We start from the raw sequence: 17,238 nt of genomic DNA, 5'->3' as shown, positions 1-17,238 counted from the left end.
TATTTGGATAAAATATGAGAATGATAATTTACTAATCGGAGGGCACCATGAAAAAAACTGAGAATCAAAATAAAAGAATAATTACGGAAGAGACCATAGACAATTACTGTGAATGGCTGGCGGGCCGCGAAAAGAGCGAAGGGACGATACGGAAGTACCGGTATTATCTGCAGAAGTTTATGGAACACATGAACGGGCGAAGCGTGGATAAGGGAAGCCTTCTGATCTGGAAACAGTATCTGCGGAATCATCTTGCGCCGATAACGGTGAATGGCGCATTGACGGCGTTGAATGGATTCTTCAGATTTTACCGCTGGGAGGACTGTGAAGTCCGATTTTTGAAGATCACTACGAGCCCATTCAGCCAGGAAAGCCGGGAATTGTCAAAAGAGGAGTATTTAAGACTGGTAGATGCGGCATTCAGGAAGGGAAATGAGAGACTGTCTCTGCTTCTTCAGACGGTATGTTCCAGCGGAATCCGAATATCCGAGCTGAAATATGTGACAGTGGAGGCGGTGCAGAAAGGGAAAGCAGAGATCGAGTGTAAGGGAAGAATCCGAACCGTTCTTTTGACGAGGCAGCTCTGCAATATGCTGGCGGAATATGCGAAGCGTAAAGGGATTATGCAGGGAATGATCTTTATCACACGAAGAGGAAATGCATTGGACCGCAGTAATATCTGGAGAGAGATGAAGGCCTTAAGCATGGCGGCGGGAGTGGAGAGTGACAAGATATTTCCTCATAATCTGCGGCATTTATTCGCAAGGACATATTATGAGATTGAAAAGGACTTATCAAAACTTGCGGATATTCTGGGACACAGCGACGTGAATACGACAAGAATTTACACAAAAGAAAGTGGGACGAGACACAGACAGCAGCTGGAAAAACTGGGATTACTGGTCACATCCTACAACCGAATATCTCTTTTGTTGTAAGCAGAAATTGAATTAAATACAGATTAATTTTATTATACTACATAAAAGTTTTTAAATCTACATGTTTTTTCCTTTTTTTCTATTTTTCGACGCGAAAAGCAGACCGAACGGAGGAGTGGTCGGTCTGCTTAATCGTCATGCATTTTTTTTCGTGCATATCTGGCAGTTTCTGCCGTCAATTCACTTTTAAATGCATTATTTTTCTTTCAAACGGCTTATTTTCCCCTGCTTTTACAACAAAAGAGATATTCGGTTGTAAACGAATGTGAGGGTAAATCATGAAAGAAATCTATGAATCGTGTCTGACAGTACTTCTTTCCATATGCCTGGCATTTACGTGGAATTTACCGGCCTTTGGCGCGGGGGCTGACACACAGATCAGAGAGCCCTGCATGGATCGGGATGAAATAGAAAAGTATGCGGAGGAAATGACCGGCAGGATTCCTGAATATGAGATCTGTGGCGAAGAACTGATCAGGCTTCTGGCTGACGATGTAAGGCCGGGTGAAATGAGAAATACAGGTATTATCTTTGATACCGCGGATGAAGCGGTATCCTTTGGCCGCTATTTTTACCGCTATGTTTATCTCGGAAAAGAAAGAATCCAACTGGCAGCGGGAAAGACCGGAGAGCGTTCCTGCGTCTATGTACAATGTGATAATCCAGTTAAAGCCGCTAAGCAGCACAGGCAGGTGGAAGCCAGGCTTTGGGAGACTGCGGCAGCCGCCGCTGAGATGGAAGAGCAGGAGAAGGCCCTGTTCTTTTATGAGTGGGTCTACGACCATGTGGAATATGACACGGAGCTCCGGAACAAAACGGTTTACGATGCCGTGATGGAAGGCAGTTCCGTATGCTGGGGTTACGTCTCTGCTTATCTGACCTTGTGCAGAATGTCAGGCTTAAACTGCGAACCGGTCTACAGCGGAGATCATGCGTGGAACCGGGTATGGATTGAGGGGAGGTGGAACTATTGCGATATTACATGGGACAAAGGCCAGGGGGAGCGCCGGCGGAAGCTGATGTCAGAGGAAGAGATGGAGGCAGATCCGGCGCACAGAAGAACCGGGTGAGAAGGCGGAAAAATGGAAGAAAGGAATCTTTGTCCGGCTGCCATCGGATGACGGAATTCCGGAGGGCCGAAAAAAGAAGACGGATTCGGAGAAAATGGATCCGGTTTTTGACGGCTGCCTGCTTCGTAACGGTTGTGGTGACAGGCGTTTATTCCTTCGTCTCGGAGGGAGCCTCCGGCCAGAATTACATTCAGACGCCGCCGCTTACAGGGATACTGGAGAGCGCAGAGGCACCGGGAGAGAGAAATGAGACGGAGAGAGGACCTGGGGTGTCTGTGAAGGAAGAACCGGAAGAAAGCGCAGCGGGGGGAAACACCGGGCCGGCAGCCGGTCGGGAAGAGAACGGTGAAGAAAAAAATGATGCAGAAGCAGCTGAACCGGAAGAAAGCGAATATCTCGGAGAGTTTGAGGTGACCGGCTATTGCGGATGTGATATTTGCTGTGGAACAAAAGAGGTAAAGCTGACGAAGATGGAGACGGTTCCAAAACCGGATTATACCGTTGCAGCTGATCCGGAAGTGATTCCGCTGGGAAGCAGTATTGTGATTGAGGGTGCCGTCTACCACGTGGAGGATGTCGGACAGGCGATCAAAGGAAAGAGTGTAGATATCTTTTTCGCTTCCCACGAGGAAGCAAAGAACTTTGGACGGCAGAAGCTGTCCGTATACCTAAAATAATCCCTGCAAAGGGTTTCTATAGATAATTAAATGAAATTGGAAGGATAACGGGATGAGAAAAAGGAAATTTACGGTTACAGCCGCCATGTTTGCATTATCGGCCATACTCCTGTCGGAAATCCAGATGCAACCCGCTTATGCAGTTGAGGGCTGGACCAATGACAGCGGAGAATGGATGTATCTGGATAAGAGCGATCAGCCGGTGACTGACGGCTGGAAACAATCAAAGGATTCGTGGTTTTATCTGGATTCAAATGGAAAGATGGTAAGAGACAGTTTCATTGAGTTGGGAAATGGGCTGTACTATGCAGATAAGGATGGCAGACGTGCAGAATCTGCCTGGATCTGGTCGGATGGAAGAGAAGAAGATGGCTATGAAGATGGCTGGTATTACTTTGGAGCGAACGGAAAAGCATATCGGAGAACCGGTGGCTTTAAGAAAGTGATTCATGGAAATACATATGTTTTTGACGAAAAAGGGAAAATGCTGACCGGCTGGATTGATGAAGAAGGCCGGGCGCTGACGGAAGATGATAATCCGCTGGTGGATGGTCTCTATTATGCCGGTGAGAATGGCGCGCTGTTAAGCGGCGTCTGGATGGACTATGGATCCGTAACGCTGGGCGGAGCGGATGATCTCGAGAGCAGTCTTACGGGAAAAAATTACAGTGAATATAAGGAATTGTGGCTTTATTTCGATGATAACTTTAAAAAACTGAAAAGCAGCGGAGACAAGATTAAGGAGAAGACGATCGGTGACAATACCTACGGGTTTGACGAGTATGGAATTATGCTGCCGTGGTGGAGCACGGTGGCCAGTGTCAGTAACGCGGACCGAAGCAATCCTACGAGCTCAGAGTCTGCAAAATATTTTGCGGGCTACAACGGCGGGAAGCTTTTGAAAAACACATGGTTCTGGATGTGTCCGTCTGAAAATCTGGACGAACAGGATTACAATGACGGCGAATACAGCTGGTGGTATTCGGATCAGAATGGAGAGGTATACAGAAACCGGATCAGAAAGGTCCATGATAAGTATTATGCATTCGACGGATTGGGAAGAATGCGTACCGGTTTTGTGTTGTTTGACGGGAAGGACACCTTTGTGGCTCAGTACGATATAGACGACTGGTCATCAGATGACTTTAAGAATGGTGATCTGTACGGCCTGGAAAAAGCGGACTTATATCTGTTTGATCCGGATGAACTCAATGACGGCTCTATGCAGACCGGCGGAGAAATAAAGGTGGAACTGGAAGACGGAGTTCATACCTTTGGTTTCGGAAGCAACGGAATTGCCTACGGCAACCGGAACAAACTCAGGAAAACAAAGAATTCCTTCTATATTAATGGACTTAAACTGGAAGCGGATCAGGAATACGGTTACGGCGTTGTGAAAGAGGATGAGGATACCTACCGTGTGGTTGATACAAGAGGAAAAATCCTGACAGGAGACAGAAAAGTCATAAAGGATAAGGAGGGCGGCTGGCTGATCTTCTTAAACAGCCGGTTTGCGGCAAGAGTAGAGGATGCGGATAAGCCCAGATGGTATAACGGGGAGGAAGGACCAGGATTTTACCACTACGACAGACGCGGCGGAGAAGACAAATACTCCGGCGGATTGATCGTTAATTACGATTCAGAACCGCTTCTGGATTATCTGGCGGATGAGCAGAGATTAAATTTTGAATAGAGAGAGGTTGGAACATGGATGGATCACGAAATGGCGTTTCTTTCATGGAAAGCATGAGAGCGGGCCGGATAATAAAGAAAGGCATCGCGTGCCTGCTGGCCTTCGTACTGGCCTTTTTGCCGCCGGTGCCGGGGCTGACCATGTCTGCCATGGCCGCCGGAACCGAGCTTCAGCCGGCACAGGGAATGAAGGATAATGGAGGCGGACTGACAACCGCCTATAAATGGAATAAAGGTACGACAGGAAAATTTGACATCGAGGGTATCGAGGACGCTTCGCTCATTGGAGCAGAGAACCCCTATACGGGAGATCGTTTAAAAGCAGTTATAACGACATACGCCCATCAGGGATATGAGACGGTAGTGCAGAAGCAGGGCGGTGCCGGAGGAAGAAAGAATGTTGCAATTTCGGTCAACGGCGGTATACAGACATTTGACGATCTTGGAATCGAAGTGCAGATGAAGGTATATCCCAGCCTGGACCAGAAATGGATCCTGGTTGATTATATTGTGTATAACAAAAAAAATGAGGATAACCCGATTCAGATTGCCAGCGGAACTGATGTGCAGGTCGGAGGAAGAAGCGGAGCCGGAGCCGGCGATCCGGCCGATGCGTCGACACTGACGGCAAATGCCCGTGGGTTTCATATGGTGAATGAACAGACGCAGCAAACCTTTGACTGCATCTATAACGATGACAGCCTGGGACTGACGGAACCTACCACAAAATGGGTCGGAAGATATAACGAGAGGCAGAATTACTATTTTACGGATAATCCTCACAGCGTTGCCAATGTGGATTCCGGTCTTACCTATTCCTGGACGATTCCGCTGCGGCCATATGAGACGGCGGTCAGAAGGGTGGCTTTCGGAGCAAAGGGACCCTCCTATTACGTTTCCTCTGCCCATGGAAACGACGGGAATGTCGGCGCCTACGATACGCCTCTCAAGACGCTCGGCGCGGCAATCTCAAAAATTGGAAACAATGTCGGCTATATCTATATACAGGATTACAATGAACTGACGTCGACCATTACCGTTCCATCCGGAGCTAATATTACATTTATGAGCTCGGATTACAGCCGGGAGGGAACTCCGATTGACGATATTATTACAATCCGCAGAAACTCAGGACTGGTATCAGGTCCCATGTTCAGCACCAACGGAGGAACCATGCGTTTCAGCAATCTCGTGCTGGATGGAAACCGGACAGGCGCTGCGGGAAATACGTCCCCCATTCTTTCGGCGGACAGGGGAACGGTCGGTATCATGAGCGGAGCCACTCTGCAGAATAATCAGGTGAATGCGGCCGGTATGGGAAGTGCCATCCAGATTTCGGGAAGCGCGGACCTGGAGATGAACTACGGGACAATTACGGGTAATACGGCAGTTGACAGAGGTGCGGTCAATTTCGACAGCACGGGTAAATTTACGATACAAAACCGTATCTCAATAGAAGGAAATACATTAAGCAGCGGTGAAAAGGCAAATGTATATTTGTCCGAAGGAAAGTATATGACGGTGGTGGGGGACTTAGATACCTCGGCAATCGGCGTCACGACTGCCCGGTTACCGGAGGCATCGGCCGGGGGCGCCTCTACACAGGCCGCACAGGAAGTAAACGTAGCGGTACCGCTTGGCAGGAGTGCAGTCGATATATCGCCAAGCCCATTTGTGGATAATTTCTTTGCTGACCGTGCAGGAAGCGAAGGGACCGGATTATATGTCACTTCGGGTACGGCGGGGCTTTCAGGAGCCGGTGAAAGCCATGACAGGAATACGGTTTTAAAGAAAAATGGATATCAGATCACATTTTTCATCAAGGATGCAGACACCGGAGGAAGCATTACGGGAGCGCCGGCGATTCAGGCGAAAACCTACGGCTCCGGGGAAGCTGTCAGTCTGGCTGCTCCGCCTGAAGTGACAGGCTATGAGGCGGCAGGCGTAACGATTGAACAGGGAACGTCAAACCTGCTTCATGCACAGCTTAATCCGGGAAATGATTATGGAACAGTGACGGGAATCATGCCGAATCAGGATGTAACCATTGATTATGAATACAGAAAAGTAAATTCAAGCATTCGTTTTGAAGCAAACGGCGGAACTCCGCAGCCTCCTTCCCTGACAGGGACGGCTGGCAGCAATGTAAATGCCATGATGCCCAGAGTAAGCCGCTATGGCTATGTATTCCGGGGCTGGAGTTCAGTGAATGACTGGAACAATCCGAGTATCATTGCCGGTCTTCCCAGTGTATTCCCGGAAACACCGGTTACCTACTATGCAGTTTTTGAACCGGATCCCAATGTGAAATTTAACTATACGGTGGAGTATTCCAACCGGAACGGGGACATCGTATTCCAGTCTGATACAGAGGAAAATGCTTACAGCGTGGAAACGCCAATCACAGCCCAGAAGAAAGAGATTCACGGTTATGCCTGGAGTCTGGAGGATTCAGGAACCACGCCGGCAGAATACAATTACAGCGGTACCGCTGTGCCGGTTGGTCAGTTTAACGGTACCACCGGAGCCTTTGCGGGAACCATGCCTGGTCAGGACGCTACGGTACGCTACCGTTACCAGGTGGATTACGGCAATACTGCGGCACAGTCCCAGCTCACAGTCCGCCATGAAACTGCCGGAGGAACCACCGTATCAGAAGCCCAGACGAGCAGCCACTATCCGGAAGAAACGGTTACAGCCCGGCCGGTGACGAGATATGGTTATGAGTGCGTGGATGTGCGCATCGATACGGGGGATACGGCGGACGACAGCGACGGCCATCTGGTAAGCGCCCTTACGGGAAGCTTTGACGCAGACAGGATCTTCCATGGTATGATGCCGAATCAGCCGGTAACCCTGACCTATCTTTATGAACCGACGGAAGAAGGATATCCGTTAACCGTGGAATATGTGGACGGCGTAACGACGGACAGCAGTCTTAAGAATATCAGAGAACCTCTCGTCCATTTTCATCAGGCAGAGGAAGGCGTTGGATTAGCATGTTCACAGAGCGAAGTGGTATACCGGGTACCTTACGGCTACAGTCTGGCTTCAAAATCCATCGCTCCATCCACACCATTGATTACCTGGAGCGGCAATGATTTTACGGGGACGATGCCGAATGACAGCGAGACTGTTACTTACCGCCACGACCGGAACCCGGATCTGTGGTCGTATATCACTTACCGGGCGGGAGCCCATGGAAGCCTGACGGCGGAAGGGGTATCGTCTGATGTAGAGGACCGCGGGGACGGCAGCTACCGTACCAGTGTCCTGATCGATGACGGAAGTGATCAGGGGGCTGAGTTCGGATATACCCTGGGAACGATGACGGAGAAGCGTCTGGTGCCTGGAACCAGGGCGGATCAATACTATCGCTTTGGCGGCTGGTTCACAGATACCAACAACAATGGAATTATGGATGATGGGGAGACGCTTCTGGAAGAGGGAAGCCGGTTTACCGGAGAGAATGTGCTGACGGCATACTTCGAGGAAGACCCGGAGAAATGGGTGGACATCCATTTTGAAGCGGGCGCCCACGGAAGCATCAATGATGGCGAGGCGCAGACCCTTCATACAATGTACGACAGAAAATGGAGTGAAATTACAGCAAGTCTGCCGCAGTACACCGCGGAGGTGAATTACTTAACCGACAGATGGTATGCGGGAGACGTTCCTGTGACCGGTGATATGAATCTCGTAAACGGACAGACGTATACGATTCGATTCCGCCCGGATCCGGGAGTGTTCGGAACGGAGGTGACCCAGCCGGAGACTCTGGCCGGTTTAAACAGCCAGGGAAAGGGCAGAATCACCGTATTTAACACAACGCCGGGATATCAGTATCTCCTGACAGATCCGTCCGGAAAAATCCTGGAGATCATCCGGGGGAATGAACTGACGGGACGAGTGGTGTTTGACAATCTGTATCCGGGAGCGGACTACCAGGTGTATGAAGCGACGGGAGATGTCCATGTGGAAATTGGAAGCCAGACGGATTCACTGGCCGGTCAGATCAGCGATCCGGCTCAGGTGCTGACGCCGGTTCTGGAGACGAACTACCAGATCCTTTACGATGAGGAAGAAACGGGTAAGACGATTCTCGTTATTAAACCGGCGGATCCGGATTCAGAATACGCGGTTCTGGACAGCAGCGGCCATGTGGTGGATATTCCGGCCGCCGGCAACGGAGGATTTAAGAAGCCGTCCGGAAGCCCGGCATCCCTTACCTTTGCGGGACTTGATTATAACCGTGAGTATACGGTGGTGGCCCGGCCGCTGGGTAAGACGGACGTCACGGCGGAAAGCCTGGCTGAAAAGGGAAGCGTGATTACGACTGATCCGGGCGCAGAGCTGGAACTGCCTAACTACATTGTAGAGACACAAAACGGCGAGATCACTATGGTGGGCGAAACGTCCGTAGGGGCGCAGAGATATGAGGAAGCCCATAAGGGAGACCGGGTGAAGATCACGGCAGATGAAGTGAACGGCGCCGGGGAACCATTCTCCCACTGGGAGACGACGATCGGCACGGCCGGAGAACTGGGTGATAAGACGGCGAGAAGAGAAGCCAGCTTTATCATGCCGGATAATAATGTGGTGCTGACGGCTGTCTATGAGAGGCCGAAGGCTTCACCGAGCAATGCGGCGGTCGTGGATGAAGTGAGGGGAGGAAGCCGGAAGGAAACCGCTCTGGACCCGAATGAAATTCCGCGTCTGGAAGCAGAACTGACAACAGAAGCAGACCGGGAGCTGTTAGATGTGAACCACGCCGATGTGACGTATAAAGTGGTGTACCGGAAGAATGCAGTGAAAGCGTCAGAGTCCAACGCCATAAAGGCTTCGGGATACTATGAGACGGAACATGAAGCCGCTTATAAGGGAGCCTGGGGACTGGATGTATTGATTGAAAGATATGTAAACGGAAGAAAAGTAGCAGGAGCAGCAGAACCGGAGGCGGCTTTCCGGACCTATATTCAAATGGGAAAAGACGATGTGGACATGCTGGATTATCAGCTGTATGAGATCACGGAAAATCCCGGAACCGGAGAGATGGAGGCTGCACTGGTAACACTGGAATACGATCCGGAGGAAACGGGAGGCTTATATGCATTTACGGCGCAGGCCGGAAGCCGCTACGTGATGGTATACAACCGTGCGTACCGCGTGTACTTTATCAATCAGGTGGCGCTGCCGGTCGAGTACCGATACCGTTATTACTTTAAGGTACGCCGCGATGAAGCGCCGAATGACGAATATTATGCCGATGAATACGGACAGGTGGAAGAACAGCTCGACTACTTTGTAAACCCGGATGGGGCAGAGTTCAGCTATGAGGGCTGGAGCAGAAGCCAGGACAGCTTTAAGGAGTTTGATCCATCGGAACCGGTCAGAAGAAAGACATACCTATACGCCTTTTATAAAGACAATGTGCGGGAAGTGGATGATGCCCGGCAGAAGCTGGAGGAAGCGATCCGGGAAGCGATCCGTATCAGTGACGACCATTTCCTGAAGCTGGAGGAAAGCGGAATTCTGAAGGAAGCCGTAGAGGAGGCTCTGGAGGTGCTGGACCGTGAGAATCCGAAAGCAACGGCAGGCCAGCTTACAGCCGCACTGGATAAGCTGAAAGAGAAGACGGACCCATATGAGAAGATCCTTGATGACCGCTATAACCATTACGATGATATCCAGGATAATGGAAATAAGGGCGGAAATAAAGGCGGCGGCGGAAGCGGAAGCGGAACGAGACAAAACCCGTACAACACGAAGCTGCCGGAGAGCTACGTGGTAGGAACGAATGGAAACTGGGTTGAAGTAAGCGCCCCGGAAGGACAGGAACGCCAGATGGCTTTTGTGTTAACCGGAGGAATGAGGCTCAGCGGAATGTGGGCCTGGATCAAGTATCCGGCAGACGGCAGCACCAGTATATCAGACCGTACCGGCTGGTACCATTTTAACGATAAAGGAATCATGGAAACAGGATGGATCCGCGATGAAAGCGGAGACTGGTATTACTGCAGAACGGAGAAAGAAGGAAACTTCGGGAAGATGCAGACCGGCTGGCACCATGACGCCGCAGACGGAAACTGGTATTATCTGATTCCGAGCAGCGGAGTGATGGCGACCGGATGGAGAAAAATCGGAGAAAAGTGGTATTACTTCGAGACGGCCGGAGCAGGCGTATACGTCTATGATTTTGCAAAGGAGAGATGGAACTATGGCGGAGGAACTGGAAAACCGCTGGGCTCCATGTATAAAAATGAAATGACACCGGACGGCTGGCTGGTCGGTGACGACGGTGCATGGATACAGTAGGAGGAACTCGATGAGAAAAAAGTTTAACATAAAGTCAAAGCTGGCAGGTGCGCTGGCGGCAGTCATGGTATTTTCCATGACTGCCCCGGGAATCCCGGTGTATGCGGTGAATCACGGAGATCAGTCTGTCATTGAGTTTGATCCGCAGGCCGGGCCTGATTTATCCCATTCCAGCTACAGCACCATGCCGAGACGGGATACCGGGGTGTCTTATGCCACAGGGCAGGCCGGATTTCCTTTGATATCTTCCAACGATTTTTCCGGAATTCCGACAGAGAATTTCGGGTCCGGGGAGAGACCGAAGATTCCGGAATTTCAGGTTGACTGGCCCGGATATACGTTTGACGGATGGTACAACGAGGCAGGCAATAAAATTGAAACGCTGCCCTATGCATTTCCCTATTCAGCGGTGAGTTCGTACAAGGCCGTGTGGAAAGGGAATGCGACGACGCCGTTCCGGTTTACGGTTATGCACTACAGAGATTTAAATACAGACAGAGACGGGAACAACGACGGCACTGATGCGGGGGCCTGGCCGCCGGAAGGCGCATCGGATCTCTGGAAATTTTATGAATCCGGGGACTGGACGAGGGAGGTAATGGCGAATACGCCGATATCTGCGACGTACCGGAGGGACATCCCGGGATACCGGTTAAAATCAGTCCTGATAAAAAATAACAGAGTGCGCCGATATGATGAACCCAGCGGACAGGGAAGGCTGGATGGCGGCGCGGACATCAATACAACGACAAAAGCGGTCCGCGGGAACATGCCAAACGATGATTTAACAGTGGCTTACCGCTACGAGCCGGATCCGACCAAAAAGTTTGCGGTATACGTGGAGTACGTAGATTCCAACGGAGCACAGATCAGGACTCCGGATACGTATACATTTTCAGCAGAGACAGAGATCGATATCGTACCGGCGCAGATCAATGCGTACAGCCTGCAGAGCGGAGCACTGAAGGCAGGGTTCGAGGGAACCGACGATCTGGAGGGGCAGGGGATATATTCTGCTGCTTCAGCCGGATGCAGCTTTGATGAAGCGATGCATTACAGGGGAAAAATGCCGAATCAGCCGGTTACTGTTCAATATAAATATAACATTGATCCGAACTTTCATACCGTACTCCAGGTGAAACGGATCGATAACCACGGCAATCCCATGGAGGATGATGAGATACGGGAAATTACGCCGGCCGATCCGGTCATCATCGATGTGGAGCAGAAGACGGGATATGATTATCCGCCGAATATTCACTGGGATGAACATTTTACCGGAACTCAGAGCAGTTTCAATCCCGATGATGGAACGCTGACCTTAAGCAGCGACATGCAGGGCGGTACCGTGACCATAACATACAATGAGAATCTCTCGGATGAATCTTACTGGTCTAAAATTGAGTATTACAATGGAACCAATGGAACAATTTCCGGAGACACATCACCAAAATTTAAAAAGCACGGAACATATACGATTGATGAACTGACAGCCGGTGTGAATCTGTCTCCGTCCTCCCATTATCTGTTTGACGGCTGGTACAGAGCCAATGCTAACGGAAGCGATAAGACGGGAGATCGGCTGGAGGGAAGCCTTTCCGTTTCACAGAACATAAAACTGTTTGCCAATTTTGAAGAGAATCCCAACGAATGGTTTGACTTAACGTTTGGGGCAGGTGCCCACGGCTCCCTGTCGGGAGTGACTTCCATTCACACGGGAAAAGGAACGCCATGGACGGATTTAAATCTGCCACAGACTGTTCCGGATCCATATTATATCTTTGCCGGCTGGTTTGACGAGAGCGGAAACCGTGTTCAGGAGAGCCAGGTGATTCTGGCCAGTCAGCACTATACGGCCAGGTTTGTGCCCGCCAGCTTAGAGGACGACGGGATTCTGGCAATGCCGGATGCGCGAGGCGCAGTGGCCGGAGACGGAAGCGGGAAAGTCACAGTATCCGGTGCAAATGAGGAACGCCGGTATGCCCTGACAGATGGAGAACACAGAATATTGCAGATTAAAACCGGAGCACAGTTGCAAAACAGTGATTTTACCGGACTGTATCCCTGCACCCTGTACTATGTATATGAACTGTCCATGAGCGTAGAGCCAGCTGTGGGAACAATTCTTCCGGAGCATACGGATGCATCAGATTACGGACCACCTTCCCAGGTGACGGTACCGGCGCTTGGAAGCAATTATCAGGTCGGCCGGGATACGGCGGAGGGCCGGCTGCGGCTTACGATTAATCCTGCGGCTTACGATACTTACTATGCGATTATGGACATTGACGGGAATACGCTTTTCGTACCGGGCTCTGATGCAGATGGCTGGGTTTTAGCCGAAAGCACACGAAACGAAGCGGTACTGGGAGATTTGGAACCCAATCAGTTATACATCGTCGTTGCAAAGCATGCCGGGGAGATGGGAACGCCTGCTGACAGACAGACCATGGGAACCCAGGTATCGGTGATCTATGCCGGACAGGAGGAAAAATATTACACGATATCCCTGACGAACGGCGGATATATTGATGAGATTATCAGAAACGGCAGTGTGATTGAGACGGAAGAACATGCGGTGTCGGCGATCGTAAAGAAAGGCGATACAGTAAAAATCAATGCGGAGATCACCGGTTATAACGGGCAGGCATTCAAGCAGTGGAATCCTCTGATTGGAAATCCTGAGATATTTGTGACAAGGCGTAACCAGACGATTACCATGCCGGGACAAAACGTCGTACTGCAGGCTGTCTACGAGATGCCTTCGACGGCGACACCGGGAAATGCCACCGTGGACTATGCCCCGAGAGACGGAAAAAATGCTCTGGATCTATCAGAAAACTATTTTGAGACTCTGATTCAGACTCTGACCGATAATACGGAGGACCGTGAAGCGATGACAGCCGGAATCGATGTGGAGTATACCGTTAAATTTAACAGGCGTGCGCCGAAGGCGTCGGAGTCCAATGCAGTGAAAGCAGAGATGTGGGAAGATTCTGAGTCTGTTAAGATCCCGTGGGCGTTGAGTTCTGCATTGACCAGAAAGGTGGGCGGAACGAATAAAGGGCTTCCGGAAGATGGAAATCTTGCACCTGGTATCAGAGTGTACAGCGAGATAGATGAGAGCATGCTTGGATATCTGGATTACAGGCTCTGGAAAGTGGAAAGTCCGGAGGGGACTCCGGTCTGCACCGAGATCCCGATGACCCCGGATCCAAACGGTGACGGCGCGGACTTTACCGGAACCATAGCTTTTGACGCCCATGTGGGGGAAACCTATTTACTGACCTATTTGAAAGCCCATGAGATAACAGTAGTTGATACGAAAAGGGCTGCCGTACACCGGCTGAAAGTGAAGTCCCAGACGTCATTGGAAGAGACGGAGGCTTTTGGAAATCTGAATATCTTCGAAGATTATACCGATCCGGTCACCGGAATCGTCTATGAGTACGGAGGCCTTGGAAAGACAGAGTCCGCGTCCTCTGAATACGATATTACCACACCGGTTACGAAGGCGGCGACACTGTATGTACTTTATCGGGCTGCGGATGATTCCGAGTGGCAGGCTGCGCGGCAGAAGCTGATGGAGCAGATTGCCATCGCCCAGACTCTGATGAACAACAGTTCAGTAAGTGAAGAGAACAGGCAGTTACTAAGCAGTGCAGTGGTTTCGGCGCAGGAGGTAGTCAACAGGACTTACCGTCCGGCAATAGAAGAACTTCTGCAGGAGTACGAGACGTTAAAAGCTTTGGTGGATTCCATAAGTTCAGGCGGTCCGGTGGATCCGGACGACCCAAATAATCCCAATAACCCGGACGACCCGAATAATCCCAATAACCCGGACGACCCGGAGAATCCGAACAACCCGGAGAATCCGAATCATCCCGGCGGAGGAAGCGGAGGCGGATCAGGTTCCGGCAGCCGTGGACGGAGTCTGGGTTCCGGCTATACATTTAACCGCTACAGGACGTATTATGTGGGAACAGACGGATACTGGGAGCAAACGGGAATGAATGGCGGTCAGTGGGCCTTTGTTCTTTCCAGCGGCCAGCGATTAAAAAACCAGTGGGCGAATGTAAAATACAATGATTTGCAGCAGCTGTATACGTATCATTTCAATGCGGAAGGCATCATGGATACCGGCTGGTATCAGGATGCGGAAGGCGAGTGGTACTATTTGAATTCCCAACAGGGAAGAGATGAGGGCTGTCTTCGCATTGGCTGGTACTTCGATGAAAAAGACGCGAAATGGTACTATCTCAATCAGTTTACCGGAGGCATGCTGGTTGGCTGGCAGAATGTGGGAGACAACTGGTATTACCTAAGCCCGGTGAAAGCGGCGGGGCATCCTCTGGGCTCGCTCTACACGGGAGAACTCACGCCGGATGGGTATCCGGTAGATGAAAACGGCAGCTGGATCAGAGAAACGCCATAATCATCAGCCTTCTTCATCTGGCAGAACTGCGGGAACACCGACAAGGAGTTAGTGAAACGGGTTCCCGCTTTTCTGTCTCATAAAGAAACCAGCGCTGCATAAAAGGGCAAAAAAGGCGGCTGTACCGGAAAGTATGAAAAAGGCGGAAGGATATGATTGGAGAGAATGAGACAGAAGAGTATTCTGATGAAATCATGACAAAGAAACGGGAAATGGAGCAGCAGATGCAGGCCATGGCCGTGACCGACTGGGCGGGTATTATGATGGTCTGTATCCACGGACAGGTGGAGAACAGAATCTATGGGGCAATCGTAAACCGGTGTCTTGAGGAACCGGTCTCCTTTTGTGGACTGGACCAGCTGGTACTGAAAATGGATGAGATCTGCGAACTTGCAGGATCTCCCATGTTATCAATGGATCCCCGCTTTTTACAGGAAAAACGGAAGGCGGATTATTTGGGGATCGGAAAGAAGCGAAAAAAGGGCAGACAAAAAACAGCGGGCTGGCAGAATATGTTTGATATTTTAAAACAGCAGGCGGCGTTAAGCAGAGAGGTCTTCGAAGTCCAGATTCTGTTTCGCAGCAATGCCACGATGCAGGGACGGCTTCGATGCTCCCTTTCCGGTAAAAAGTATGTCAGCTTTCGAAGCGCGCTGGAATTACTGAGAATGCTGAAGGAAGAGGAACTGGAATTTTGCGGAAAGAGAGGAAAAACCATATGATGATCTGCACCGGCTGTAAGCTGAAAAATAAGCGCGGAGACAGTATCTGTGAGATCTGCGGAGCTTTGAAGAAAGTGCGTGAACTGGAACAGTTTCAGGAAGAATGGAGGATGCGGCTTCAGGCAGAGGATGGCCAAAAAACAGCTGTAAGAGGCCTCGTATGAAATAATCAGATCAAAGAATCCGGAAGACAGACGAGTTGCAGGCATTAACTGGATATCGCGTCGGAAGGAGAAGGGGACAACGATGAATGAGTATGAAACGATTATAGAGGGAATGCGTTTTGGCGTCAGCAAGCATATGATGGACAGGCATTTTACCGTCCTTTGGGCCAATAAATACGCATATGAGCTGACCGGAAATACAAGAGATGGTTTTCGTTCCAGATACCATAACCGGGTAGATGAGTACTACAGCGAAGACAGCGGGACATTCGCCTATGTAACGAAAAGGATAGAAGACGCCTATCGGAATCGGAAAGAGTGTTATTCATTTGAGTGTCCCATGAGACCAAATCGCGGAAAAGTTGCCTGGATCCGCATGAACGGCCGTTTTACCGGCGAGGTATACCAGGGAAGCCCGGTCATGTGGAATGTTTTTTATGATATAACGGATAGTCACAGAGAACAAGAGGAACTAAAAGTGAAATCAGAATTACTTGACAGTGAGATAGAAAAGGCAGAGCAGATGATACAGTGGACGACGGGATTCTTAGCGGAATTAAACAGTGAGATTCGTACTATGGCAAATATCATAGCAGGTATGGCTGACGTGGCGGAAGCCTGTATAGACGATCCAGCGAAATGTGAAGAATGCCTGGAAAAAATTGTTCAGGCCACCCGCAGGCTGCGGACAAAGGTCGGGAACGCCAGGCGTATGTTCAGGCAGGAGGCCGGTTGAATTCATGAAATATAATCGAACAGAAGCAGCCCTTCGAATCAGGAAGCGGAGAAAGGCGCTCGGTCTGACGAGCGCAGAGGTAGCAGAAAAAATTGGGAGGGCAGATCACTATTACGGTGATATCGAGCGGGGGACCTGCGGGATGTCAATAGATACCCTTGTGGAACTGACAAGAACCCTGGAACTCTCCGCCGATTACATTCTTTTTGGAGCAGAAAATGAAAACGGGAATTCCAATGCTGCCAAGGCATACCGCATCTTAAGAAAGTATGATGAGCAGAGGCAGGAACATGCGGTGGAATTGATGAAATACTATCTGAATCTGGAAGAAAGATAGGGTGGATCAGACACATAAGAATCATTCTTGTAACACAAAAACGGCACATGCATTTTATGGTGTGCTGTTTTTGCGTGCATTTTATAAGGAATATTATGTAACTTTAAAGGAGAAAAAGTTGTACTGCAAAAATAATAAAAATTAATGATCCG

At 50.1% G+C, this 17,238-nt stretch carries 10 protein-coding genes; all 10 read left to right on the top strand.

Translation table 11 applies throughout. The features are described 5' to 3' along the window. The first annotated feature begins 47 nt into the window (after positions 1–47). The 10 genes from NE473_RS06435 (at position 48) to NE473_RS06390 (ending at position 17,086) form a co-directional block, all read left to right on the top strand. Entirely contained in the window at positions 48–938 is an 891-nt protein-coding gene (locus NE473_RS06435) for a tyrosine-type recombinase/integrase (RefSeq protein ID WP_055649809.1), read from the top strand. 278 nt (positions 939–1,216) lie between these two features. Beyond that, positions 1,217–2,008, top strand: coding sequence for a transglutaminase-like domain-containing protein (locus tag NE473_RS06430; protein ID WP_055649808.1), 792 nt, complete (start codon positions 1,217–1,219; stop codon positions 2,006–2,008). Next, entirely contained in the window at positions 2,005–2,685 is a 681-nt protein-coding gene (locus NE473_RS06425; protein ID WP_242866100.1) for a 3D domain-containing protein, read from the top strand. The genes NE473_RS06430 and NE473_RS06425 overlap by 4 nt, the downstream gene beginning before the upstream one ends. 52 nt (positions 2,686–2,737) lie before the next feature. Then, positions 2,738–4,378, top strand: coding sequence for a PspC-like choline-binding domain-containing protein (locus tag NE473_RS06420; protein ID WP_055649807.1), 1,641 nt, complete (start codon positions 2,738–2,740; stop codon positions 4,376–4,378). A gap of 14 nt (positions 4,379–4,392) precedes the next feature. Beyond that, positions 4,393–10,692, top strand: coding sequence for an N-acetylmuramoyl-L-alanine amidase family protein (locus NE473_RS06415; RefSeq protein ID WP_341465597.1), 6,300 nt, complete (start codon positions 4,393–4,395; stop codon positions 10,690–10,692). A 10-nt stretch (positions 10,693–10,702) separates the two neighbouring features. Further along, positions 10,703–15,127 (top strand): InlB B-repeat-containing protein, encoded by a 4,425-nt coding sequence (locus NE473_RS06410; protein WP_256265186.1) that lies wholly within the window; start codon positions 10,703–10,705, stop codon positions 15,125–15,127. A gap of 152 nt (positions 15,128–15,279) precedes the next feature. Continuing rightward, positions 15,280–15,849, top strand: coding sequence for a hypothetical protein (locus NE473_RS06405; RefSeq protein WP_055649806.1), 570 nt, complete (start codon positions 15,280–15,282; stop codon positions 15,847–15,849). Beyond that, a complete protein-coding gene (locus NE473_RS06400) occupies positions 15,846–16,013 on the top strand; it encodes a hypothetical protein (RefSeq protein ID WP_006774604.1) in 168 nt (55 codons plus the stop codon). The genes NE473_RS06405 and NE473_RS06400 overlap by 4 nt, the downstream gene beginning before the upstream one ends. Positions 16,014–16,095: 82 nt before the next feature. Further along, positions 16,096–16,749, top strand: a complete 654-nt coding sequence (locus tag NE473_RS06395; protein ID WP_055649805.1) for an ATP-binding protein — start codon at positions 16,096–16,098, stop codon at positions 16,747–16,749. 4 nt (positions 16,750–16,753) lie between these two features. Then, on the top strand, positions 16,754–17,086 hold the full coding sequence (locus tag NE473_RS06390) for a helix-turn-helix domain-containing protein (RefSeq protein ID WP_055649804.1): 333 nt from the start codon (positions 16,754–16,756) through the stop codon (positions 17,084–17,086). Positions 17,087–17,238 lie beyond the last annotated feature (152 nt).

It is taken from the genome of Hungatella sp. SL.1.14, from assembly GCF_024460495.1.
Classification (GTDB): Bacteria; Bacillota; Clostridia; order Lachnospirales; family Lachnospiraceae; genus Hungatella; species Hungatella hathewayi.
Note: the sequence above shows the minus strand (reverse complement) of the source record. Positions and strands in the feature narration are given on the sequence as shown.

Coding starts and splice junctions, on each gene's coding strand:
- NE473_RS06400 (WP_006774604.1), top strand. CDS start 15,846: ATGATGATCTGCACCGGCTGTAAGCTGAAAAATAAGCGCGGAGACAGT.
- NE473_RS06420 (WP_055649807.1), top strand. CDS start 2,738: ATGAGAAAAAGGAAATTTACGGTTACAGCCGCCATGTTTGCATTATCG.
- NE473_RS06410 (WP_256265186.1), top strand. CDS start 10,703: ATGAGAAAAAAGTTTAACATAAAGTCAAAGCTGGCAGGTGCGCTGGCG.
- NE473_RS06390 (WP_055649804.1), top strand. CDS start 16,754: ATGAAATATAATCGAACAGAAGCAGCCCTTCGAATCAGGAAGCGGAGA.
- NE473_RS06430 (WP_055649808.1), top strand. CDS start 1,217: ATGAAAGAAATCTATGAATCGTGTCTGACAGTACTTCTTTCCATATGC.
- NE473_RS06395 (WP_055649805.1), top strand. CDS start 16,096: ATGAATGAGTATGAAACGATTATAGAGGGAATGCGTTTTGGCGTCAGC.
- NE473_RS06415 (WP_341465597.1), top strand. CDS start 4,393: ATGGATGGATCACGAAATGGCGTTTCTTTCATGGAAAGCATGAGAGCG.
- NE473_RS06405 (WP_055649806.1), top strand. CDS start 15,280: ATGATTGGAGAGAATGAGACAGAAGAGTATTCTGATGAAATCATGACA.
- NE473_RS06435 (WP_055649809.1), top strand. CDS start 48: ATGAAAAAAACTGAGAATCAAAATAAAAGAATAATTACGGAAGAGACC.